Origin of the sequence: Micromonospora sp. NPDC049523 (genome assembly GCF_040676775.1) — a bacterium.
Classification (GTDB): domain Bacteria; phylum Actinomycetota; class Actinomycetes; order Mycobacteriales; family Micromonosporaceae; genus Micromonospora_G.
The window spans coordinates 86,665-107,671 of the sequence record NZ_JBFAPP010000026.1; the positions used below are offsets into that span (position 1 = coordinate 86,665).

The following is a 21,007-nucleotide window of genomic DNA, read 5'->3' on the forward strand; positions in this document are numbered from 1 at the left end:
ATGTCCGGTCCCGGAAGCCCTGGTCAGCGGCTCAGCCGACGAGCAGCTGATGTGCCGCCAACTCCCGGTACAGCGGGCTGGTCTCGGTCAGTTCCGAGTGCGCTCCGACCGCCACCACCCGCCCCGCGTCGAGGACCACGATCTGGTCCGCGTCGACCACGGTCGCCAGCCGGTGCGCCACGATCAACAGGGTCCGGTCGGCGGCAACCGCGTCGATCGCCCGCCGCAACGCCGCCTCGCTGCGCGCGTCGAGGTTGCTGGTCGGTTCGTCGAGCAGCAGGACCGGCGGGTTCGCCAGCAGCGTACGGGCGATCGCCAGGCGCTGGCGCTCCCCGCCGGAGAGCAGCACCCCGCCCTCGCCGACCTGGGTGTCCAGCCCCGACGGCGACCGTCGCACCACCCGGGTCAGGTCGACCTCGGCGAGTACGGCGAGCAGTTGCTCCTCGGTCGCGTCCGGCGCGGTCAGCAGCAGGTTCTCCCGCAGCGTGCCGGCCAGCACCGGCGCCTCCTGCTCGACGTAACCGAGTTGGGCGCGCAGCGCGTCGCGGGACAGGTCACGAATGTCCGTCCCGCCGACCCGCACCTGGCCGCCGGTCACCTCGTAGAAGCGCTCGACCAGCGCCAACAGGGTCGACTTGCCGGCGCCGGACGGGCCGACCAGCGCGGTCCGGGTGCCGTACGGCACGGTGAAGCTCACCTCGTGCAGCACCGGGCCGGCGTCGGCGTAACCGAAGCTGACCCGGTCGAACTCGACCGCGGCGGTGGCCGGGTGGCGGGGCGACGGCAGTGGCGCCGGGGTGTCCCCGGCCCCCTCCATCGGCAGGTCCAGCACCTCCTCGATCCGCTGCAACGCACCCAGACCGGTCTGCAACTGGGTGTACGCGTTCAGCGCCTGGCCCAGCGGCAGCACCAGGAAGAACAGGAACATGATGAAGGCGACCAGGTCGCCGACGGTGATCGCCCCGGTCGCCACCCGGGCGCCCCCGACCCCGAGCACCACCAGGAAGGCGCCCTGGACAGCGGTCGTGCTGACCGGGCCGATCAGCGCCTGCAACCGGGCCACCCGCAGGCCGGCCGCGTACGCCTGGGTGGCGGCCGTACCGACCCCGTCCGTCTCGCGCTCCTCGGCCCGGCTGGCCCGGATGGTGCGGGCCGCGGAGATCGCCCGTTCCACCGCCGAGGTCATCTCGCCGACCCGCGCCTGCGCCTGCTCGGACAGGCCGCGTACCCGGCGGGCGAAGAAGAGGGCGACGCTCAGGCCGACACCGACCCCGGCGAGGGTCACGCCGAACAGCAGCGGGTCGAGCAGGATCATCGCGGTCCCGGCACCGAGCACCATGACGAAGCCGGTGACGGTCTCGAACAGCCCGGAGGTCACCACCGCCCGCAGCAGGGTGGTGTCGGCGCCGACGCGGGAGAGCAGGTCGCCGGTGCGGCGCTGGTCGTACTCGACGATCGGCAGCCGGAGCAGGTGGCCGGCGAGGCGGTGCCGGGTGCCCAGCACCAGTCCCTCGGCGGTGCGCTGGAGCAGATAGTCACGTACGCCGTCGAGGGCCGCGCCTACGACGAGCAGGGCGACCAGCAGCCCCACCAGCCCGCCGACCGGCTGCGCGGCGCCGATGGCGTCGAGCACCTCCCGGGTGAGCAGCGGTTGGACCAGCGCGGCCCCGGCGCTGAACAGCGACAGCACGGCCACGACGAGCAGGGTGCCGCGGTGTGCCCGCAGGTAGGGCAGCAGCGCCGGCAGGCCGACGCGCCGAGCGGTGGGGGGCGCGGTCATGTTCTCCACCGTAACCGGGGTGACCAGCGTCCCGGCCCGAGCGACGCGCCGCCGGAGGGCATGACCTGGCGCTCCGGTCGGGAGTCAGCAGGCGAGCACGACCTGGAGTTCCTGCCGCTGGCGGGAGGCCAGGTCGGCGAGGAGGGCGGATCCGTCGTCGAACGGCACGACGGCCGACACCAGGTGCTCGGCGACGAGTTCGCCGTACGCCCGGAGCAGGGCGACGGTCTCGCCGGAGAGCCGCTCGCGGTCCCAGGTCGGTGCGAGCCCGCGCGGCACCCGGCCGATCTGCGCGGACCGCAGGGTGAGCCCGTTGTGGTGGAACTCCTCGCCGAGTCGGACCTGCTCCGCACCGGACTGGTAGAAGGCCAGGTCGACGACGGTTCCCTGGGGACGCAGCAGGCGCAGGGCCAGCCGCAGCGCACCGCCCTGCCCGCGGCACTGGAACACCACGTCGGCGCCCCGGTCGCCCGGCCCGTGCGCCCACCGGGTCTTGAGCAGCACCGCCGGGTCACCGGATTCCTGATCCTTGTCGGTCAGCGAGCCCGGGTCCAGCGTTTCCAGGCCGAGGGACGCGGCCACCGCTCGGCGCTTCGGGGTGGGGTCGAGGACCACCACCGACGCCGCACCGTGGTGGCGGGCGAGCAGCGCGGTGAGCAGCCCGACCACCCCGGCACCGGTGACCGCCACCCGACGGCCCCGCACCCCGTCGCCGACCGTGCGGACGTCCGGGCCGAACAGGTCCGCGGCGGCGTGCAGCAGCCCGTTCACGCAGATCGGACCCATGTGCGCGACGTAGATCCCGAGCAGCGGGTCCAGGTCCTCGGGCAGCGGCACGAACCGGTCGACCAGCGGATCGGCAACGTAACCGGTGCGGTGTCCGTAGGCCATCGCACCGATGGTGCCCTCGCTGACGGCCGGGGTCCGGCTCTCGGTGACCTGGCCGACCTCCATGTAACCGAGCCGGTTCACCGGGTAGGCGGTGGCCGGTTCGCCCGGCTGGAAGAGTCCCAGGTCGGCGTTCCAACCGGCGGACAGGTAGGGGTTGGTGCCCTTGACGTAACTCAGTTCGGTACCGGCGGAGATCCCGGTGTAGAGGGTCCGGACCCGGTAGGTGTCCGGCCGCAGCGGCGCCGGTTCCTCCTCGCGGATCGTCACCTCACCCGGCCCCGACACCACGATCACCCGTTCAGCCATCGAACCCGGTTCCGACGCGCGCACCGTGGGCGGCGGTCGCGAGCGCCTCGACTTCGGGGGCGACCCGTACCGGGCGCCCGGTCGCCGCCGACTGCGCCACCGCGCAGGCCAGCCGGTGCGTACGCAACGCCTCCGGGTACGGGACCCGGATGTCGTCGCCGATGCCGCGTACGGCGTCGACGAAGGCCCGGTCGACCGCGATCCGGGCGGCCTCCGGGTCGGCCGGCAGCCAGCCGTCACCGGTTTCGTCCCGCCAGCCCAGGCCGTCCTCGCCCAGCGTCAGCACCAGCCCGTTCGCGACGATCTCCACCCCGGCCCGGTGCTTCCAGCCGAGCGTGCAGCCGGAAACCAGCGTCCCCACCGCCCCGGTGGCGAAGCGCAGACTCGCCGTGGTGACCGAGTCGATGTCGGCGCCGTCCACGTCCGGCGGGACGCCGTCGCCGTACGCGCTGACCTCGATCGCCTCACCGGCAACCAGCCGGAGCAGGTCGAGCACGTGCGCGGCCTGTTCGACCACCGGGCCACCGGACAACTCCCGCCGGCTCCACCAGGTCACCGGCGGCACCTTGTCCAGCCAGGTGCCGGCGGCCATCCGTACCGGCCGGTCGGCGAGCAGGTCCCACATCCGGTCCAGGACGGTCAGGTAACGCCAGTGGTGGCCGACCGCGGTGAGGATGCCGCGTTCGGCGACGAGGCCGGCGATCCGCTCGGCGGTTGCCAAATCGGCGGCGACCGGCTTCTCGACGAACATCGGCAGTCCGGCGGCGATCACCGCCTCCTCCGCCGGGCCGTGCGCGAACGGCGGTACGCAGACGTAGACGGCGTCCAGGTCCGCTTCCAGCAGTGCGGCGACGTCCGGGTACGCCGGGGCGGCGTGCTGTACGGACAGTCTCTCGCAGGCATCGGGCAGTACGTCGGTGACGCCGGTGAGGTGCACGTCGGCAAAACCGGACAGGACCCGGGCGTGACGCTGCGCCACATTCCCCGCGCCGATGAGGCCAATGCGACACCTGGCCATCAAACCCGCCCTCCGCTCAGACCCCAGTGACATCATCGGTTACCTGGTGCCACGAGAGGGGCGACATCAAACGTTCATCAGGACGAGACAGGAAATAGCAGATTTTGGTGATCAATATGTTAGAGCGTCACCGGTTAGTCGGGTCCCGGTCCGGGAAATCCGCTAACGCTTCGATCGACTCATGACTCGGGGGTGGGCCTGTGCGGCACTCGCAAACGACCGTCTCACCCGTGGTGGAAGCCTGGTCCACGTACCGTACCGGCTCGGCTCGGCAGTGGACCGCGCACCAGCTCAGCCGGGCCAAGGGCGACACCACGGTCAGTGTGGTCATACCCGCTTTCGACGAGGAGGCGACCGTCGGCGCGATCGTGGCGACGATCCGCGAGCATCTGGTCGAACGGGTGGCACTGGTCGACGAGGTGATCGTGGTCGACTCCCGGTCCGGCGACCGCACCGCCGAGGTCGCGGCCGCCGCCGGGGCGCGAGTGGTCAGCCAGGACGAGGTGACCCGCGGGCTGCCCAGGCTCGACGGCAAGGGTGACGCCCTCTGGGCCGGCCTCGCCGCGGCGGCCGGTGACGTCATCGCCTTCGTCGACGCCGACCTGCGCGAGTTCCGTCCGCACTTCGTCACCGGGCTGCTCGGGCCGCTGCTCACCGACCCGTCGGTCTCGTTCGTCAAGGGCTTCTACCACCGTCCGCTGATCGAGGCGGGCACCGTGGAGCCGGACGGGGGCGGACGGGTCACCGAACTGATGGCCCGGCCCCTGTTCAACCTGTTCTGGCCGGAGCTGGCCGGGTTCGTCCAACCGCTCGCCGGTGAGTACGCCGGTCGCCGCGAGGTGCTGGAGCGGGTCCCGTTCGTCTCCGGTTACGGCGTCGAGACGGCGATGCTGATCGACCTGCTCGAACTGGTCGGGCTGGACGCACTGGCCCAGGTGGACCTCGGCGAGCGCCTGCACCGGCACCAGGACACGGCGGCGCTGGGACGGATGTCTGCCCAGATCATGCTGACGGCGTGGTCCCGGCTGCACCGGCAGGGTCAGGTCAGGTCGAAGACCCCACCGGCCACCCTGCTCACCCAGTTCCGCCGGGGCGGTACGGAGACACTGCCGAACCTGGAACGGGAGATCGTGGTCAGCGACGTGTCGGTGCAGGAGCGGCCGCCGCTGATCCAGTTCCGCCAGCGGATGCGGCGTTGGCAGGGCGAAGCGGTGCCGCAGTGAGCGAGGCGGGGTCCCGATGGGGCTGACCGTGCTGATGAACGCGGGACCGTGGTTGTCCGTACCGCCACCGGGTTATGGCGGGATCGAGAACGTGGTCGCCACCCTGGTGCCCGAGCTGCGACGGCTCGGCGTACGGGTGGTGCTCGCCTCGGTCGGCTCCAGCACCCTGGCCGCGGACGAACGACTGTCGGTCTTCGCCGACGGCCAGTTCCCGTCGTTGCAGCGGCCGTACAACCAGGTGTGCGGGATCGCCCAGGCACACCTCGGCGGGGTGGTCCGGGCGGTACGCGGGCGCGACGACATCGACCTGGTGCACGACCACGTGGAGGCGGTCGGCCTGGCCACACTCGCGGCGATGGGTGCCGACGGCCCACCCGTGCTGCACACCCTGCACTGGGACCTCGGCAAGCACCCGGACCTCTACGGGCAACTCGACGGTGGAAACCGGGTACGGGTCAACGGCGTCTCGGCGGCGCAGTTGACCCGCGCCCCGGCGGCGCTGCGCGCGCACTCGGTCGGTCACGTGCACCTGGCTACGCCGCTGGCGGTCGACGCGGACCGCCGACCGGCGGTGGAGAAGGGCGAGCACGTGGTGGTGCTCGGTCGGATCAATCCGGGCAAGGGGCAGGACGTCGCCGCGCGGCTGGCCCAGCGGGCCGGCTTTCCGCTGGTGCTGGCGGGACCGGTCGGCCCGTACCACCGGCCGGAGGAGTTGGCCGCCGCGGACGGGCAGGCCCGGCAGAACCCGGACGTACGTTACTGGGACGAGCGGGTGGCGCCGCACGTCGACGGGGTGCGGGTGCGCTGGGTCGGTACGGTCGCCGGCCGGGACCGTGACGACCTGGTGGCGAGCGCCCGCGCGACCCTGTTCCCGCTGCGCTGGGAGGAACCGGGCGGCACGGCGGTGGTCGAGTCACTGGCGCTGGGCACACCGGTGGTGGCCACCGCACGCGGTTGCCTGCCCGAGCTGGTCACGCACGGGCGGACCGGTCTGCTCACCGACGACGAGGACGAGTTGGCGGACCTGCTGGTCGCGTCGAGCCTGATCGACCCGGACGAGTGCCGGCGGGAGGCGGCCCGCCGGTTCACTCCGGCGATCATGGCGGAGCGCTACATCGAGCTCTACGACCGGGTCCGCTCACTGGCCGGGCCGGTGCTCAGGGCGGCCTGAGCCGACAGGGGACGTTTGTCCGCTGCCGTACCGGGAATCCGGCCGGCCGGCGGACGGAGGTACGGCAATGGCCGGAGAGTTCCACGCCCCGACCGGCGGATCCACCGAAGCGAACCGCGGATGGTCCCGACCGGCCCTGGTCCGGATCTCGGCGGCGACGGTGGGCGCGGTGTTCCTGCTGATCGGTGTGCTCGGTTTCATCCCCGGTGTCACCACCGGGTACGACCGGCTCGGCTTCGCCGGGCACGCCTCCGGCGCCGAGTTGTTCGGGGTGTTCCAGGTGTCGGTCCTGCACAACCTGGTGCACCTGGCGTTCGGGCTGGCCGGCATCGCGCTGGCGCGTACGATCGCCGGGTCCCGGGGGTTCCTGGTCGGCGGCGGCGCGGTCTACCTGCTGCTGTGGCTGTACGGCCTGGTGATCGGGCACGAGACCGGGGCGAACTTCCTGCCGCTCAACCGGGCCGACGACTGGCTGCACTTCGGCCTCGGGCTCGGCATGGTCGGCCTCGGGCTGCTGACCACCCGCGCCCCGGTCGACCGGTGACGGCGACCGTCTCCCCGCGTGCCGGTCGACCGGTGACGGCGACCGACTCCCCGCCCGGCTCGTCCGGGACGGGGCCGGCCGACCTCCGGTGTCGCCACGCCAGCCGGTCGGCCGGGCGGCACCGGAGGCCCGGTCCGGCGTGCCCTCCGCCGGTTCGCGGCCCGACGGCGCGATCGGGTCCCGACTGCTCGAAGATGCCGCCCCGAGGGGCGGCGTCCCGCTAGACCGAAATTTCCCGACGTGCCGGGTTTCGACCCGCGCAGACCGGGTAGCCACGCCCGTCCTTTCTGCGGTGATGACGGGGTGAGAAGCGATGCCGAAGCGGGTAACCACCGAGCCGGAACGCGAACGAGGGCCGATCGTGCTGGCACCGGCGCGCTTCGGCGGGTACCCCGGACCCATCCGGTCGTCGATCCGGGGCAGCCACCTGATCAAGCTGCTGGGCACCACCGACGCGAAGCAGATCGGCCTGCTCTACCTGATCACCTCGTTCGTGTTCTTCATCCTCGGCGGCGTGATGGCGATGCTCATGCGGGCCGAGCTGGGTCGACCCGGACTCCAGTTCCTCTCCAACGAGCAGTACAACCAGCTCTTCACCATGCACGGCACGATCATGCTGCTGCTCTTCGCGACCCCGCTGGTCTTCGCGTTCGGCAACTACGTCGTACCGCTGCAGATCGGGGCGCCGGACGTCTCCTTCCCCCGGCTGAACGCGTTCGCGTACTGGCTCTACCTGCTCGGCGGCTCGCTGGTGATGCTCGGTTTCCTCACCCCCGACGGGGCGGCCGACTTCGGCTGGACCGCCTACACCCCGCTGAGCCGGGCCCAGCACAGCCCCGGCATCGGACCCGACATGTGGGTGATCGGCCTGGTCGTCTCCGGCCTCGGCACCATCCTCGGCGCGGTCAACATGATCACCACGATCATCACCCTGCGGGCGCCCGGCATGACCATGTTCCGGATGCCGATCTTCACCTGGAACATCCTGCTCACCGCGGTGCTGGTGATCCTGGTCTTCCCGCTGCTCGCGGCCGCGCTGCTCGCGCTCTACGCCGACCGCCGCATCGACGCCCACGTGTACGATCCGGCTACCGGCGGCCCACTGCTGTGGCAACACCTGTTCTGGTTCTTCGGCCATCCCGAGGTCTACATCGTGGCGTTGCCGTTCTTCGGCATCATCACCGAGATCATCCCGGTCTTCTCCCGCAAGCCGATCTTCGGCTACAAGGGCATCGTCTTCGCCACCATCGCCATCACGGTGCTGTCGATGACGGTCTGGGCCCACCACATGTTCGGCACCGGGCAGGTGCTGCTGCCGTTCTTCAGCATCCTGAGTTACCTGATCGCCGTACCGACCGGGGTGAAGTTCTTCAACTGGATCGGCACCATGTGGAAGGGGCAGATCAGCTTCGAGACGCCGATGCTGTTCGCCATCGGCTTCCTGGTCACCTTCCTGTTCGGCGGGCTCACCGGCGTGCTGCTGGCCAGCCCGCCGGTCGACTGGCACGTCACGGACACCTATTTCGTGGTGGCGCACTTCCACTACGTACTGTTCGGCACGATCGTGTTCGCGGCGTTCGGCGGGATCTACTTCTGGTTCCCGAAGATGACCGGGCGGATGCTCGACGAGCGCCTCGGCAAGCTCCACTTCTGGACCATGTTCGTCGGCTTCCACGGCACCTTCCTGGTCCAGCACTGGCTGGGCAACGAGGGCATGCCCCGCCGGTACGCCGACTACCTGCCCACCGACGGCTTCACCGTGCTGAACATGGTCTCCACGATCAGCTCGTTCATCCTCGGCGCCTCGACCCTGTTCATCATCTACAACCTGTGGAAGTCGTACCGGTTCGGTCGGATCGTGGCGGTCGACGACCCCTGGGGCTTCGGCAACTCGCTGGAGTGGGCGACCAGTTGTCCGCCACCGCTGCGCAACTTCGACCGGATGCCGCGGATCCGCTCCGAGCGCCCCGCCTTCGACGCCAAGTACGGCCCACTCGTGGCCGACCTCGGTCGGGATCTGCCGCAGCGCTCGACCAAACCGCCGCAGGACATCGGCGACGAGTTGCACGCCGAGCAGCACCACGGCTCGGACAAATCAAGCCCCGAGGGTGCGTACGGTGCCCGCGAGGCGACCCGCTGGCAGCCCGATCCGCGCTCGGGTGCCCGCCCGATCGAGGTCCCGGAGCCGGAGGAGGTACGCCGGCCGAGTTTCGAGCCGAGCGCACCCGATGTGCACCTCGACAACGACCGGGGCGGCCCGAGTAGCGAGCACTGGCGTACCGGTCGACCACCGGACGAGGAAGGGAAGGCCTGAGTTCGATGCCGGCGCAGTGGCGGCCTGGACCGGCGGGCGGTGGTGACGAACCCACCGCCCGGCGGTCACTCGTGCAGCGGTGCCAGTCCGGCCGAGGCGAGCGAGTGCCGTACGCCGGGCTGGGCCCGGGTCAGCTTCAGGGCCACGCCACTGCGGGCGGCGGCGTCCCGGCCTGCGATCAGCGCGGCGATCCCGCCCGGTTCGAGCAGTCCCACGTCGACCAGGTCGACCACCACTTCGGCGGGCTGGCCGCTGGTCACCGCCTCGACCACCGCGCGCCGCAGCTGGTCGCTGGTGTCGCGGTCGAGTTCGCCGCCGATCGCGATGACCGTGCGGTCGCCGGACTGGCGGACCGACAGCCGGGTCTCCGGTGCGTCCGGATCCACTCCGCCGGCCTGCCAGGGTGCCGGGGCGTCGGCGAGCATGGCCTGGCGCAGCCAGGTGAGCGCACGGGAGAGCAGCCGGGAGACGTGCATCTGGGAGATGCCGAACCGGGCGGCGATCTCGGCCTGGGTCTGGTTGCCGTAGAACCGCATGGCCAGGATGCGTCGCTCCCGCCAGGGCAGCCGGCCGAGCAGGCCGCTGACGGTCACCCGGTCGTCCACCGACTCCAGGTCGGCGTCGGACTCACCCACCAGGTCACCGAACTCGGCCGAACTCTCCCCGCCGACCGGCGCGTTGAGCGAGGCCGGGCTGTAGCCGGCGGCGGATTCGAGGGCCGCGAGGATCTCCTCCTGCGGGGTTTCGAGCCGGGTCGCCAGTTCGGCTACCGTCGGTGCCCGGGACAGTTCGCTGGTGAGCGCGGCGGTCGCCTGGCCGACCTCGAGGATCAGGTCGCGCAGCCGGCGCGGCACGTGCACCCCCCAGGTGCGGTCCCGGAAGTGCCGCTTGATCTCACCCACGATCGTGATCGCCGCGTACGCGGTGAACGAGCCGCGCTCCGGGTCGTACCGGTCGACGGCGTTGACCAGACCGAGCCGGGCGACCTGTTCGAGGTCCTCCAGCGGCTCGCCGCGTCCCCGGTATCGGCGGGCCAGCCGGCCGGCGAACGGCAGCGCGAACCGGACCAGGTCGTCCCGGGCCTCCTGCCGGCGCTCGTCCGGCAGACCCTCGATCCGTGCCGCGTACGCCAGCGCGGCCGCGTCGAGGTCCTCCAGCCCGCGCTCGTTCGGCGCTGGTGTGGGCGTACTCGTGGGCGTACCAGTGCTCGTGGTCGTACTCGCGTTCGTGGTCGTGCCCGTGCTGATCTGTCCGAACATCCGCGCCTCCCTCAGGAAGGTCCCCCACCCGGATTTACGGAACCGGCCAGTGACGCCCTCGCCACGGTGGACCGGACCGGAGCGCGAAGATCTGACCGGAAACAGCCCAACAGCGCCCGCTCACCATTTCGTCACGTAGCGCAGTTAACCGGTTGCAGTCAGCGACGTTCCCGCTCTGTAGGTACTCAATCACGGGACCGGACTTTCGCGGGATGTTTTGCCGGCGGACCCCCTCGACAGAACGGCGGATGCCCTCAACAGACCAGCAGACCGTGCGCGGTGCCGCTGGCCCGCAGGCCAGCCAGTGCCTCCTGCACCCCCAGGCGCGGCGGCGCCGGCAGGTCGTACGGCTGCCCGCGCAACACCTCGGTGGCGTGTCGGGTCGGTACCGAGGTGACCGGATAGCCCCGTGCCGCGATCCGGTCCAGAGCCCGGCGACGGCGGCCGAACGACGCCACCGCCAGCCACTGCGGCAGTCCGGCCAGGGCCGGTGAACGCATCCCGGGCGGTTCGGGCAGTACGTCGACCGAGCTGAACGCCGTACTGCCGGCCAGCCACCACTCCGCACCGGCCACCCGGCGACTGGTGGCGTTCTCGCACCAGTACGGCACCAGCCCCGCCCGTACCACCTGCCACGGATCGATCAGCCGGCCGCACTCCACCACACACCGGTCACCGCTCTTGCCGGCGGCACGCAGCCAACCCCGGTACACGTCGGCGGTCGCCGCGCTGAGCGCCTCCGGCTCGGCGAACAGCACCCGGTGCAGCGCGCTGTCCGCCTCCCGGACCCAGTCCAGCAGGCTCTGCTCGAAGCCGGGCTCGATGCCGTGCTCGGCGTAACCCTGCGGGCCGACCGGTGCCGGCGGTTCCCACCGCTGCGGATCACCGCCCGCCGTACGCAGCACCTGGTCCAGCGGGTCGCTGAGGACACGGAAGTCGGCCGGGGTCAGCCCGCTGCCCGGACTGCCCAACTGGAACGCGTGACCCTCACCCTGATCGGCCACCGGCCAGGTCCGTACGTCACGCAGCAGCAGCACGGGCGCACCCGGCGCCAGCCGCTCGTCGAGGAAGTCCCGGTACGCCTGGGGCAACTGCCGCCAGCGCAGCACCAGGGACACTGTCGAACCGGCGAGCACGCCCCGTACGGCCGGGTCGTGCACCTGCCGGACGCGGATGCCGGGATTCGCCGCGACCAGCCGCTGCGCCACCTGGGCGCCGTACGCGTAGGAACCCGCCAGGTTGTCCACCGCGCCCTGCGGCCACTGCACCGCGACCTCGAAGCCGGCCGGGAGCCACGGCATGCCCAGGGCGGTGGCCAGGTGCACGGCGGCACCGCTGGGCGAGCCGAGCACCACGCCGGGGAACTCGCCGGACGGGTAGTGGTCCACCATCCAGCGGGCCACCCACTCGGCGTCGACCTGACCCACCTGGCGCACCGGCAGGGCGGCCCGACCACCCGCTCGAGCCACCGCCGCCCGGCGTACCGCCTCCGGGGTGCCCGGAAACCGGGCCAGCATCGGCTGGTAGCCGAGGTCGGCGCAGTCCTCGCCGCGCAGGGCCCGGGACGCCGCGGCGAGCAGCACCCGCGCCGGACTGTCCAGCGCCACGATCCGTCGCGGTCCGGGGACGTCGGGCCCACTCGCGGCCACCCATTCCTGCATCTCCCGCACCGGGACCCGCCCTTCATCCGTCCACTTGCCACACGCGGGCTTCCCGTCCGGATCGCGTTCAAACGACCTTTCCGCAACCCTGCGTGACTAATCCGAGGACGGGCCCCTTCTGCATCACCGGGCCACCAACGCACCGGCAGGCCCCGCTCACCCGGTTACGTACCGGGTGACCGCTTGCCTGCCGCGCGGCGTCCGGGACACGCTGTGCCGCGCGCCGTCCTGGGCACGCGGGCGTCGGCTTCCGGCCGCCGCCCGCAAAACGCCGGTCAGGTCAGCTCGTCGCCGCCGTCGGCCCGTTCCCGGACCAGTTCGGCACGGGCCCGGCTGGCCACCTCGCCGCCGTCCTCCGCGCGCTCGGTCAACAGCCCGCGCAGGTCCGCGAACGGCTGGTCGGGCGGGGAGAGCGGCACCGAGGCGTCCACCACCGCCTCGATCAGGGTGGGCCGGTCCGCGGCGAGCGCCTCGTCCCACGCCGCCCCCATCATCTCCGGCCGGTCGATGCGCAGGCCGTGCATGCCGAGCAGCCGGGCCCATCCCGCGTACGGGACGTCCGGCAGCCGCTGGGCGTCCGGCACCGCCACCTGTCCCGACCCGCGCTGGGTCTGGCTCATCCCGGCCTGGTCGCGGTTGTTGAGCACCAGCACGACAAACCGGGGATCGGCCCACTCGTGCCAACGGTTGGCCACCGTGACCAGCTCGGCCAGGCCGTTGTGCTGCATCGCCCCGTCACCGGCGAGGACGACCACCGGCCGGTCCGGCACCGCCAACTTCGCCGCGATGCCGTACGGCAGGGAGCAGCCGGTGGCGCCGAGGGTGCTCGACAGGTGTGCCGGCACACCGGGCGGCAGTTGCACGTGGCGGGCGTACCAGTAGGTCACCGAGCCGACGTCCACCGCGACCGCGCTGTCCCAGGGCAACCGGGGCGACAGCTCGCGCAGGACGTGCTGCGGGTTCATCGGCTCGGCCGGGGCGTCGGCACGGGTAGTCGCATCACTCCACCAGCGGTCGAAGGAGACCTCGATGGTCTCCCGCCACTCCCGGTTGGCCCGCTGCGGCACCCGGTCGAGCAGGGCGCGCAGCGTCTGCGCCGCGTCCCCGATCAGCGGCACGTCCACCGGGTACCGGTTGGCCACCCGGCGGCCGTCGATGTCGATCTGGATCACGGCCGCCTGGCCGGGCATCGGGTAGTAGTCGGTCCACGGATCGTTCGTGCCGACCAGCAGCAGGGTGTCGCAGCCGCCGAGCAGTTGCGCGCTCGCGGTGGTGCCCAACTCCCCCATCACCCCGGTGTGGAAGGGCAGCCGCTCGTCGAGCACCGGCTTGCCGAGCAGCGAGGTGGTGATGCCGGCGCCGACCCGGTCGGCGAGGGCGACGATCTCCTCGGCCGCACCGTAGCCGCCCTGCCCCACCAGCATGGCCACCCGCCGACCGGCGCCGAGCAACTGCGCCGCCGCGTTCAGGTCCTCCTCGTGCGGCACGACCCGGGCCGGGGGCAGTCCCGGCGCCATCGAGAAGACGCCGTCCGAGCGTGGCGGCAGATCGGGTACGGCGGCCGTCTGCAACTGCTGCGGCACGATCACACAGGTCGGGCTCCGGGTGGCGACGGCGGTACGGAACGCCCGGTCGATCAGTGAGGGCACCTGTTCCGCGCTGCTCGCCACCCGGACGAACTCGCACACGTCACTGAACAGCCGGAGCAGCTCGATCTCCCGGTACGCGGCACCGTACGGGCCCTCCAGCTGCTGGCCGACGATCGCCACCACCGGCTTGCCGTCGAGCTTCGCGTCGTACAGACCGCCCAGCAGGTGGATCGCGCCCGGTCCCTGGGTGGCCAGGCAGACACCGACCCCGCCGGTGTACTTGGCGTGGCCGGTGGCCATGAAACCGGCCGTCTCCTCGTGTCGCGCCTGGACGAACGCGGGCTTGCCGCCGGCCCGTTGCAACGCGGCGACGATCCCCTCGATGCCGTCACCGGAGGCGCCGAAGACACGCGGCACGTGCCATGCGCGCAACCGCTCGACGAGCAGGTCCGCGACCACCCGGGTCGGCTCAGCCATCCGTCCTCCCCGGGGTGCTGGCGTCGGCGTACCGCAGGATCGCGCCCACGCCGTCGGGCAGGTCCGGCGCCTCGTCCGGCCCGAGTACGGTCAGCCCCGCGTCGGTGGCGACCAGTGCCCGTACCAGGGCGGCGTCGGCCCGTACGGGTTGCGGGTCGGCCACCGACATGGCGGTGAGCTGGTCCGGCCCGGTGGCGATGTCGGTCGGCTCCGGGCCGATCCAGAGCTGGTCGGTGGAGGACGCGTCGTCGACCAGCAGCATGTTCTCGACCTGGCTGCGTTGCAGCGCGGTCACCACCGCGTCCATCCCGTTGCCGATCTGCTCCTGCATGCCGAACTTGTCCAGCGCGGCGTCGGCGTGCGCGGTCGCCACCTCGGCGATGGCCTGCACGGTCACGTCGTCGAGCGCGGAGTTGTCGCTGCCGGCCGCCCGGAAGCCCGCGTCGGTGTGCACGATCCGGTCCTGCCAGCGGGCGGGCAACTGGGCGGCGAGCATCGTCCGGGCCTGGGTGTCGCCGGCCACCACGACGACCTCGGCACCGACCGCGTCGGCGAGTTCGGCGGTGGCCGCCGCGGCGTCACCGGCGTTGCGTTTCCACGCGGTGAGGGCCGCCCGCTGGAAGTTCCCCTGCGACCAGGCCCCGGGCTTGACCCGGCGGACCGGGAACGTGTTCCCGCCGCCGACCTCCGCGCGCCGGGCCACCCCACCGGCACTGACCCCGTCCACACTGGCGCCGGTACGGTCGGCCAGTACGCGTACCCAGGGCACCTGTTCGCCGCGCTGGGCGAGCAGCGGCATGGTGTGCGCCAGCGGTCCGTTGGCGGCGATGTCCTTCAGTGGCGGGGCGGACAGGTACTCGGTGAGCACCACCTCGCCCTCGGTGGCGAAGGCGGCGATGCCGTAGTCGCCCGCCATCGGGTCGTGTCCGCGTACCACGCTGTCGAGTGCCGCGACCGTCGCCGGGTCGGCCCGCTGCTGGGCCAGCCGTTCCCGCAGGGCACGCCAGCGTAGGTCCAGCGCGGGCCGGGCGTCCTGACTGTCACGTGAGGCGTCCAGGTAGACCGAGGCCCAGGGTCCCGGTCGGGCGTAGATCGGGCGCAGGAAGGACAGCTCCATGGTTGTCGACCCCTCTCCAACTCGACCCCGGCATACCCGCGCCACCCGGCTTGTCACCTGACCGCGATCACCGGAGGCGGGATTCACTCACTTTCCGCCCAGCGGTGGCTACAGATACAATGCGTGAACCAAAGCGGACTCTCGGTGGTGAAAATGGACAGCGAGCTCTATCCCGAGCGAGTGGCGTACCGGCGCGGGCCGATCGTCACCGGCCGGGTCATCCGGTTGCTCGAGGGCTACTCACGCGAGATGCGGGTACAGCAACCCATCGTCGTCGCGGTGCTCGCCACGGCCGGGGTGGCCCGGGTGATCCTGCTGCTGTTCGCCTCGCTGCTGCGGTCGGGGGCCGGAGCCGGGGCGCAGCGTCGCTGGAAGGAACTGCGCAAGGGCCCGGAGTTCCTGGTCACGCCGTTGCGGATCCGGGACAGCGAGGGTGTGCTCTGCGAGATGGAGATCCACGGCCACCTGCCGCAGAGCGCGATCGAACCGTCCGACCACATCCAGGTCACCATCCGACCACAGAAGGACATGCAGCTCGCGCCACGGGTGGAACGGATCGTGAACCTGACCACCGCGCAACTGCTCACCCCGCGCCCGCCGACCGTCTGGTCGCACCTGGGACCGGCACTGCTGCTCCAGGCGATCTTCGGGCTGCTGCTGATCGGTGCGATCGCCGCCTGCACCGTGGTCAACGGCTGACCCGCGCCGGCCGAACCCGGCTGGGCGACGGTCGGTCAGGCGACCGGTACCGGGGTCCTGGCCGGGGCGGGGTCGGACAGCAGGCCGCGACGCCGGGCCCAACGCTCGAAACCGAGGGTGGCCAGCGGCGGCACCGCGCAGGCCAGCGCCACCAGCGTCACCGGCCAACTCCACCGGCCCAGGCGGCTGACCAGCAGGACCAGCCCGACGTACGCGACGAAGAGACCGCCGTGGATCGGGCCGAAGATCTGCACCCCGATCTCGTTCTCGGTCGGTCCGTACTTGAAGATCATTCCGGTCAGCAGCGCCAGCCAGGAGATCGCCTCCGCGATCGCGGCCACCACGAACAGTTTCTGCGCCGTACGCCGCATCGGCCCTCCTTCGACTTCCGACCCGTGATCGTACGCGAACCCGTGGTCGCCCCCGGGTGATACCGCCGTATCCGGGTGTTCCCGCGCGACCGGAGGCGCCCGGCGGCGGGCGTGTCAGCGCGACCCGCCCGGGGAACCATGTCGATCGAGACTTCCCATGCGGCAGCGGCCGTGCGAGGTTGGAACCACTCGGAGTAGCTGGATGGTGACCTGATGGGTGAAGAGGTTGGCCCGCGGACGTTCACGCGCGAGGATCGCGCGCGGTACCGGGAGAAGATCCGGCACTGTCTGGACGTCTTCGCCGAGATGCTGCGCGAGTCCCGGTTCGACGTCGACCGGCCGCTGACCGGGATGGAGATCGAGCTCAACCTGGTCGACGACTACTCGATGCCCGCGATGCGCAACGCCGAGGTGCTCACCGCGGTCGCCGACCCCCAGTTCCAGACCGAACTGGGACAGTTCAACGTGGAGATCAACGTCGCACCGCGCCAACTCGCCGGCACCGGTACCGCCGACTTCGAATCCGACGTACGGGCCAGCCTCAACTCGGCCAACCTGAAGGCCCGTACGGTCGACACCCAACTGGTCATGATCGGCATCCTGCCGACGCTGCGGTCGGACCACCTCACCGTCGACGCGCTGTCGGCGAACCCGCGCTACACCCTGCTCAACGAGCAGATCTTCGCCGCGCGCGGGGAAAACGTGGCGATCCGGATCGCCGGGGTGGAGCGGCTGGAGACCACCTCCGACACCATCACCCCCGAGGCCGCCTGCACCAGCACCCAGTTCCACGTACAGGTGAGTCCGGCCCAGTTCGCCGCGTACTGGAACGCCGCCCAGGCGATCGCCGGGATCCAGGTCGCGCTCGGGGCCAACGCCCCCTTCCTGTTCGGCAGGGAGCTGTGGCGGGAAACCCGGATCCCGCTGTTCGAGCAGTCGACCGACACCCGGCCGGAGGAGATCAAAGCCCAGGGCGTACGGCCGCGGGTGTGGTTCGGGGAACGCTGGATCACCTCGGTCTTCGACCTGTTCGAGGAGAACGTCCGCTATTTCCCCGCCCTCCTGCCGATCTGCGACCCCGAACAGCCGGCGGCCACCCTCGCCCGCGGCGACATCCCCGCCCTGTCCGAGTTGCGGCTGCACAACGGCACCGTCTACCGGTGGAACCGCCCGGTGTACGACGTGGTCCACGGACGCCCGCACCTGCGGGTGGAGAACCGGGTGCTGCCCGCCGGACCGACGGTCGTCGACACCATCGCCAACGCCGCCTTCTACTTCGGGCTGGTCCGCAGCCTGGCCGAGTCCGACCGCCCGCTCTGGTCGCAGATGTCGTTCAGCGCCGCCGAGGAGAACTTCCACACCTGCGCCCGTCAGGGCATCGCCGCCCATGTCTACTGGCCCGGCCTGGGCTACCTGCCGGTGACCGAACTGGTGCTGCGTCGGCTGCTGCCCCTGGCCCGCACCGGCCTGGACCGGTGGGGGCTGGCGGCGGCCGAGTCCGACCGGCTGCTGGGCATCATCGAGCAGCGCTGCCTGACCGGCCGCAACGGCGCGACCTGGCAGGTGGCGACCCTGCACGACCTGGAACGTGCCGGCGGCCTCGACCGGTCCGCCGCGCTCTGCGAGGTGCTCCGGCGCTACATCCCGCTGATGCACAGCAACCAGCCCGTGCACGAGTGGCCGTACCCGGGCTGAGCTCAGGCCGTCAGCACCACCTTGTTGCAGTCCTGCTGCTTGTTCTTGAACACCTCGTACGCCTGCGGCGCCTCGTCCAGCCGCATCCGGTGGGTGACCACGAAGCTCGGATCGATCTCGCCCCGGCGGATCCGGTCCAGCAGCGGCCGCAGGTAACGCTGCACGTGGCACTGACCGCTGCGCAGGGTCAGCGACCGGTTCATCAGCGATCCCATGGGGAACTTGTCGACGAACCCGCCGTAGACCCCGATGACGGAGACGATGCCGGCGTTGCGGCAACTCAGGATCGCCTCGCGCAGCGCGTGCGGCCGGTCGGTTTCCAGCCGTACCGCCTGCTTGCCCCGGTCGTACGCGTTGATCGCACCGGACGGGTGGTGCGACTCCGTTCCCACCGCGTCGATGCAGGCGTCCGGACCCCGGCCGGCGGTCATCTCCCGCAGCGCCTCCAGCACGTCGGTCTGCTCGTAGTTGATGATCTCCGCGCCGGTGTTCTCCTGAGCGATCCGCAGCCGTTGCGGGTACCGGTCGATGGCGATCACCCGCTCCGCGCCGAGCATCCGCGCGCTGGCCATGGCGAACTGCCCGACCGGGCCGGCACCCCAGACTGCGATGACGTCACCACGTTGGATGTCGCACATCTCCGCACCCATGTAGCCGGTCGGGAAGATGTCGGACAGGAAGAGCACCTGCTCGTCCCGGAAGTCGCCCTCGATCTTGATCGGGCCGACGTCGGCGAACGGAACGCGGGCGTACTCGGCCTGCCCGCCGGCGAAACCACCGAGCATGTGCGAGTAGCCGTAGACACCGGCCGGCGCGTGGCCCATCACCATCTCCGCCAGAGCCGCGTTCGGGTTCGAGTTCTCGCAGACCGAGAAGAAGCCGTGCGTACAGGCGGCGCAGTGACCGCAGGCGATCGGGAACGGCACGACGACCCGGTCACCGACGCGCAGGTTGCGGACCTCCCGACCCAGCTCGACCACCTCGCCCATGAACTCGTGGCCGAGGATGTCGCCCTTCTTCATGGTCGGGATGTAGCCGTCGTACAGGTGCAGGTCGGAGCCGCAGATCGCGGTCGAGGTGACCCGGACGATCGCGTCCCGATCACTGAGGATCCGAGGGTCGGGCACCTCGCGTACCTCGACGGTGTTGCGGCCCATCCAGCAGTTCGCTCGCATCGTGGCTCCCCCCGTTCGCCGAACCGCTACCGATCCCTCATCCGGCCAGCGGCTGGGCCGGACGCCGCATCATGTGTCGACGGAGATCCGTACCGTCCGGGCTGCTGTCCGAGCGGACGATCTCACCCGTCTCGATCACCTGCTTGAACCGGCGCAGATCATCCTTGACCTGCTGCGTCGGCTCCTCACCGAAGAGCTTGGCGACCATCCGTCCGAGCCTGCCGGCCGGCGGCGCGTAGCCCAGTTCCACCCTGACCTCGGTGCCCCGTCCGCCGGGAACCGCCACGAACCGCACCCGGCCCGCGTTGGGCACGATCGTGCCGGGCAGCGAGCGCCAGGCGAGCACCTCGGAGGGCCGGTCCTCGACGATCTCGGCGTCCCAGTACACGCTGCGCCCCGCCGGTGCCTTGGCAGTCCACCGTGACCGCCCGTCGCCACCCACCCGTACCGACTCCAGGTGCCGCATGAAGCGGGGCAGGTTGGCGAGGTCCCGCCAGAACCGGTAGACCTCGTCGGGGGGTCGGTTGACCGTCACCGATGCCCGCAGCCGCATCACCCGTCCGTTGGCGCGAGCGGCGCGGGTCGCCGACGCAGCGGCGAAGAGGTCGAGCGCGGTGACGGCGCCGATGACGCCCGTGGTGACGGCCAGACGCCAGCGCCGCTCCCGGTCTCCCGTCCGCAGGGCCAGACCGAGCACACTCAGGTCCATCGCGTCCCCGGCGACCCGGGTCCAGGTCCACAGCGCCGGCCGTCGCCCGCTGAGCAACCCGGCGGCACTGCCCAGCTCGCGTGCCCCAACGCCGCGCAGGATGGTCTGGTGGTCCGGGAGGTGGTCCAGGCCGGCGATCTCGGCGAGCCGCTCCGGTACGGCCAGCAGCGCGGCGCCGAGTCCGGCGCTCAGCAGACCGAGCAACCTGGGCAACGGCCCCGTCCCCCTGGTGGCCACCTCGGGCGACTCCTCCGGCGATCCGGCCCCGTCTGCGTTACCCACCCGGTCACACCTCTCGCCCGTGGCCCCGGTCGTCGAACAGACCGACCGGGGCGGCGGGTCACCCGTGCCCGACGACCGCCGCCGTACGCCCTCACCACAAGCTAACCTGCGGTTGGTGGCGCGCCGGGCAGAACGCGGAACAAGCACCCGACCGGGCCGGCGGCCATCCGGACCGGAGGTGGTCGAGCCCCACCGGGCATGGTCGAACGACGGTCGACGATCGACCCGATCGGAGGATGCTCGGTCACCACTGTGGAGGCGGTTGGCGGACACCCGGCCGAGGCGCCGGTGTCGTCGGTCACCTTCGGGCTTTTCGGGATGCGGATCCGGCCCGAGTGCCTTTTCCTTGTACGTGGGGTCGCGTGCCGCGGTGTGGCGGTGGGACGGCCCGCCCGGCCGGTTCGGCCGCACCCCTTCCTGTTCTTCCTCTGCCGGCACTGGTGCCGGCGTGCCCACTCTCGCTTGGACGGAGACGAATGTGACGCCCCGACGGGTCGGCGAGCACCTCGCGAACGGTTCCACCAGCCCGGACCTCACCTGCCGCCCCATCCCCACCTCGCGGCCGCACGTGGGGTTGCCGACCGGCTCCGGCGGTCCGGTCGAGGGCCGGCAGCGGATTCTGATGCTGTCCTGGGAATACCCACCCGTCCTCGTCGGCGGACTCGGCCGACACGTACACGCCCTCTCCGTCGCCCTCGCCGCCGCCGGCCACGACGTCACCGTCGT

The 21,007-nt window shown here is 71.6% G+C and carries 17 protein-coding genes; 7 read left to right on the forward strand and 10 right to left on the reverse strand.

Going from position 1 to position 21,007, the window contains the following annotated elements:
- Nucleotides 1–31: 31 nt before the first annotated feature.
- The 3 genes from AB0J90_RS30450 to AB0J90_RS30460 form a co-directional block, all read right to left on the reverse strand.
- A complete protein-coding gene (locus AB0J90_RS30450) occupies nt 32–1,780 on the reverse strand; it encodes an ABC transporter ATP-binding protein (RefSeq protein WP_363601719.1) in 1,749 nt (582 codons plus the stop codon).
- Between the two features lie 84 nt (nt 1,781–1,864).
- On the reverse strand, nt 1,865–2,977 hold the full coding sequence (locus tag AB0J90_RS30455) for a zinc-binding alcohol dehydrogenase (protein ID WP_363601721.1): 1,113 nt from the start codon (nt 2,975–2,977) through the stop codon (nt 1,865–1,867).
- Nucleotides 2,970–3,995 (reverse strand): Gfo/Idh/MocA family oxidoreductase, encoded by a 1,026-nt coding sequence (locus AB0J90_RS30460; RefSeq protein ID WP_363601723.1) that lies wholly within the window; start codon nt 3,993–3,995, stop codon nt 2,970–2,972. Before AB0J90_RS30460 ends, AB0J90_RS30455 begins: the two co-directional genes overlap by 8 nt.
- Nucleotides 3,996–4,195: 200 nt before the next feature.
- On the opposite strand from AB0J90_RS30460, the gene AB0J90_RS30465 reads away from it, so the two are divergent.
- The 4 genes from AB0J90_RS30465 (at nt 4,196) to ctaD (ending at nt 9,247) form a co-directional block, all read left to right on the forward strand.
- On the forward strand, nt 4,196–5,218 hold the full coding sequence (locus AB0J90_RS30465; protein WP_363601725.1) for a glucosyl-3-phosphoglycerate synthase: 1,023 nt from the start codon (nt 4,196–4,198) through the stop codon (nt 5,216–5,218).
- 16 nt (nt 5,219–5,234) lie between these two features.
- Entirely contained in the window at nt 5,235–6,389 is a 1,155-nt protein-coding gene (locus AB0J90_RS30470; protein WP_363601727.1) for a glycosyltransferase, read from the forward strand.
- Between the two features lie 67 nt (nt 6,390–6,456).
- The gene (locus AB0J90_RS30475; protein WP_363601729.1) at nt 6,457–6,933 is read left to right on the forward strand and encodes a DUF4383 domain-containing protein; all 477 of its coding nucleotides are present in this window, start codon (nt 6,457–6,459) and stop codon (nt 6,931–6,933) included.
- Nucleotides 6,934–7,246: 313 nt separating this feature from the next.
- On the forward strand, nt 7,247–9,247 hold the full coding sequence (ctaD, locus tag AB0J90_RS30480) for a cytochrome c oxidase subunit I (protein WP_363601731.1): 2,001 nt from the start codon (nt 7,247–7,249) through the stop codon (nt 9,245–9,247).
- 65 nt (nt 9,248–9,312) lie between these two features.
- Here ctaD and AB0J90_RS30485 read toward each other — a convergent pair whose 3' ends face one another.
- From AB0J90_RS30485 to AB0J90_RS30500, 4 genes are all read right to left on the reverse strand, one after another.
- Nucleotides 9,313–10,506, reverse strand: coding sequence for a SigB/SigF/SigG family RNA polymerase sigma factor (locus tag AB0J90_RS30485; protein WP_363601733.1), 1,194 nt, complete (start codon nt 10,504–10,506; stop codon nt 9,313–9,315).
- A gap of 254 nt (nt 10,507–10,760) precedes the next feature.
- The gene (locus AB0J90_RS30490) at nt 10,761–12,167 is read right to left on the reverse strand and encodes a hypothetical protein (RefSeq protein ID WP_363601752.1); all 1,407 of its coding nucleotides are present in this window, start codon (nt 12,165–12,167) and stop codon (nt 10,761–10,763) included.
- 275 nt (nt 12,168–12,442) lie between these two features.
- Nucleotides 12,443–14,233, reverse strand: coding sequence for a thiamine pyrophosphate-requiring protein (locus AB0J90_RS30495; RefSeq protein WP_363601735.1), 1,791 nt, complete (start codon nt 14,231–14,233; stop codon nt 12,443–12,445).
- Entirely contained in the window at nt 14,226–15,350 is a 1,125-nt protein-coding gene (locus AB0J90_RS30500; protein WP_363601737.1) for a Vms1/Ankzf1 family peptidyl-tRNA hydrolase, read from the reverse strand. Before AB0J90_RS30500 ends, AB0J90_RS30495 begins: the two co-directional genes overlap by 8 nt.
- A gap of 144 nt (nt 15,351–15,494) precedes the next feature.
- Between AB0J90_RS30500 and AB0J90_RS30505 the strand changes: the two genes are divergently transcribed.
- Nucleotides 15,495–16,049: a hypothetical protein gene (locus tag AB0J90_RS30505; RefSeq protein ID WP_363601754.1), complete on the forward strand. Its 555-nt coding sequence runs from the start codon at nt 15,495–15,497 to the stop codon at nt 16,047–16,049.
- 35 nt (nt 16,050–16,084) lie between these two features.
- Here AB0J90_RS30505 and AB0J90_RS30510 read toward each other — a convergent pair whose 3' ends face one another.
- Complete coding sequence (locus AB0J90_RS30510; RefSeq protein WP_363601739.1) at nt 16,085–16,420, reverse strand: DUF3817 domain-containing protein; 336 nt, start codon at nt 16,418–16,420, stop codon at nt 16,085–16,087.
- A 213-nt stretch (nt 16,421–16,633) separates the two neighbouring features.
- Here AB0J90_RS30510 and AB0J90_RS30515 point away from each other — a divergent pair, with 213 nt between their 5' ends.
- Complete coding sequence (locus AB0J90_RS30515) at nt 16,634–18,115, forward strand: glutamate--cysteine ligase (RefSeq protein WP_363601740.1); 1,482 nt, start codon at nt 16,634–16,636, stop codon at nt 18,113–18,115.
- Nucleotides 18,116–18,117: 2 nt separating this feature from the next.
- Here AB0J90_RS30515 and AB0J90_RS30520 read toward each other — a convergent pair whose 3' ends face one another.
- Nucleotides 18,118–19,290, reverse strand: coding sequence for a zinc-dependent alcohol dehydrogenase (locus AB0J90_RS30520; protein WP_363601742.1), 1,173 nt, complete (start codon nt 19,288–19,290; stop codon nt 18,118–18,120).
- A gap of 37 nt (nt 19,291–19,327) precedes the next feature.
- Nucleotides 19,328–20,281, reverse strand: coding sequence for an SRPBCC family protein (locus AB0J90_RS30525; protein ID WP_363601744.1), 954 nt, complete (start codon nt 20,279–20,281; stop codon nt 19,328–19,330).
- A 547-nt stretch (nt 20,282–20,828) separates the two neighbouring features.
- Between AB0J90_RS30525 and AB0J90_RS30530 the strand changes: the two genes are divergently transcribed.
- A partial coding sequence (locus tag AB0J90_RS30530; RefSeq protein ID WP_363601756.1) for a glycogen/starch synthase occupies nt 20,829–21,007 on the forward strand: 179 nt, incomplete at its 3' end.

Coding starts and splice junctions, on each gene's coding strand:
- AB0J90_RS30520 (WP_363601742.1), bottom strand. CDS start 19,290: ATGCGAGCGAACTGCTGGATGGGCCGCAACACCGTCGAGGTACGCGAG.
- AB0J90_RS30495 (WP_363601735.1), bottom strand. CDS start 14,233: ATGGCTGAGCCGACCCGGGTGGTCGCGGACCTGCTCGTCGAGCGGTTG.
- AB0J90_RS30460 (WP_363601723.1), bottom strand. CDS start 3,995: ATGGCCAGGTGTCGCATTGGCCTCATCGGCGCGGGGAATGTGGCGCAG.
- AB0J90_RS30500 (WP_363601737.1), bottom strand. CDS start 15,350: ATGGAGCTGTCCTTCCTGCGCCCGATCTACGCCCGACCGGGACCCTGG.
- AB0J90_RS30490 (WP_363601752.1), bottom strand. CDS start 12,167: ATGCAGGAATGGGTGGCCGCGAGTGGGCCCGACGTCCCCGGACCGCGA.
- AB0J90_RS30510 (WP_363601739.1), bottom strand. CDS start 16,420: ATGCGGCGTACGGCGCAGAAACTGTTCGTGGTGGCCGCGATCGCGGAG.
- AB0J90_RS30455 (WP_363601721.1), bottom strand. CDS start 2,977: ATGGCTGAACGGGTGATCGTGGTGTCGGGGCCGGGTGAGGTGACGATC.
- AB0J90_RS30470 (WP_363601727.1), top strand. CDS start 5,235: ATGGGGCTGACCGTGCTGATGAACGCGGGACCGTGGTTGTCCGTACCG.
- AB0J90_RS30485 (WP_363601733.1), bottom strand. CDS start 10,506: ATGTTCGGACAGATCAGCACGGGCACGACCACGAACGCGAGTACGACC.
- AB0J90_RS30450 (WP_363601719.1), bottom strand. CDS start 1,780: ATGACCGCGCCCCCCACCGCTCGGCGCGTCGGCCTGCCGGCGCTGCTG.
- ctaD (WP_363601731.1), top strand. CDS start 7,247: ATGCCGAAGCGGGTAACCACCGAGCCGGAACGCGAACGAGGGCCGATC.
- AB0J90_RS30515 (WP_363601740.1), top strand. CDS start 16,634: ATGGGTGAAGAGGTTGGCCCGCGGACGTTCACGCGCGAGGATCGCGCG.
- AB0J90_RS30475 (WP_363601729.1), top strand. CDS start 6,457: ATGGCCGGAGAGTTCCACGCCCCGACCGGCGGATCCACCGAAGCGAAC.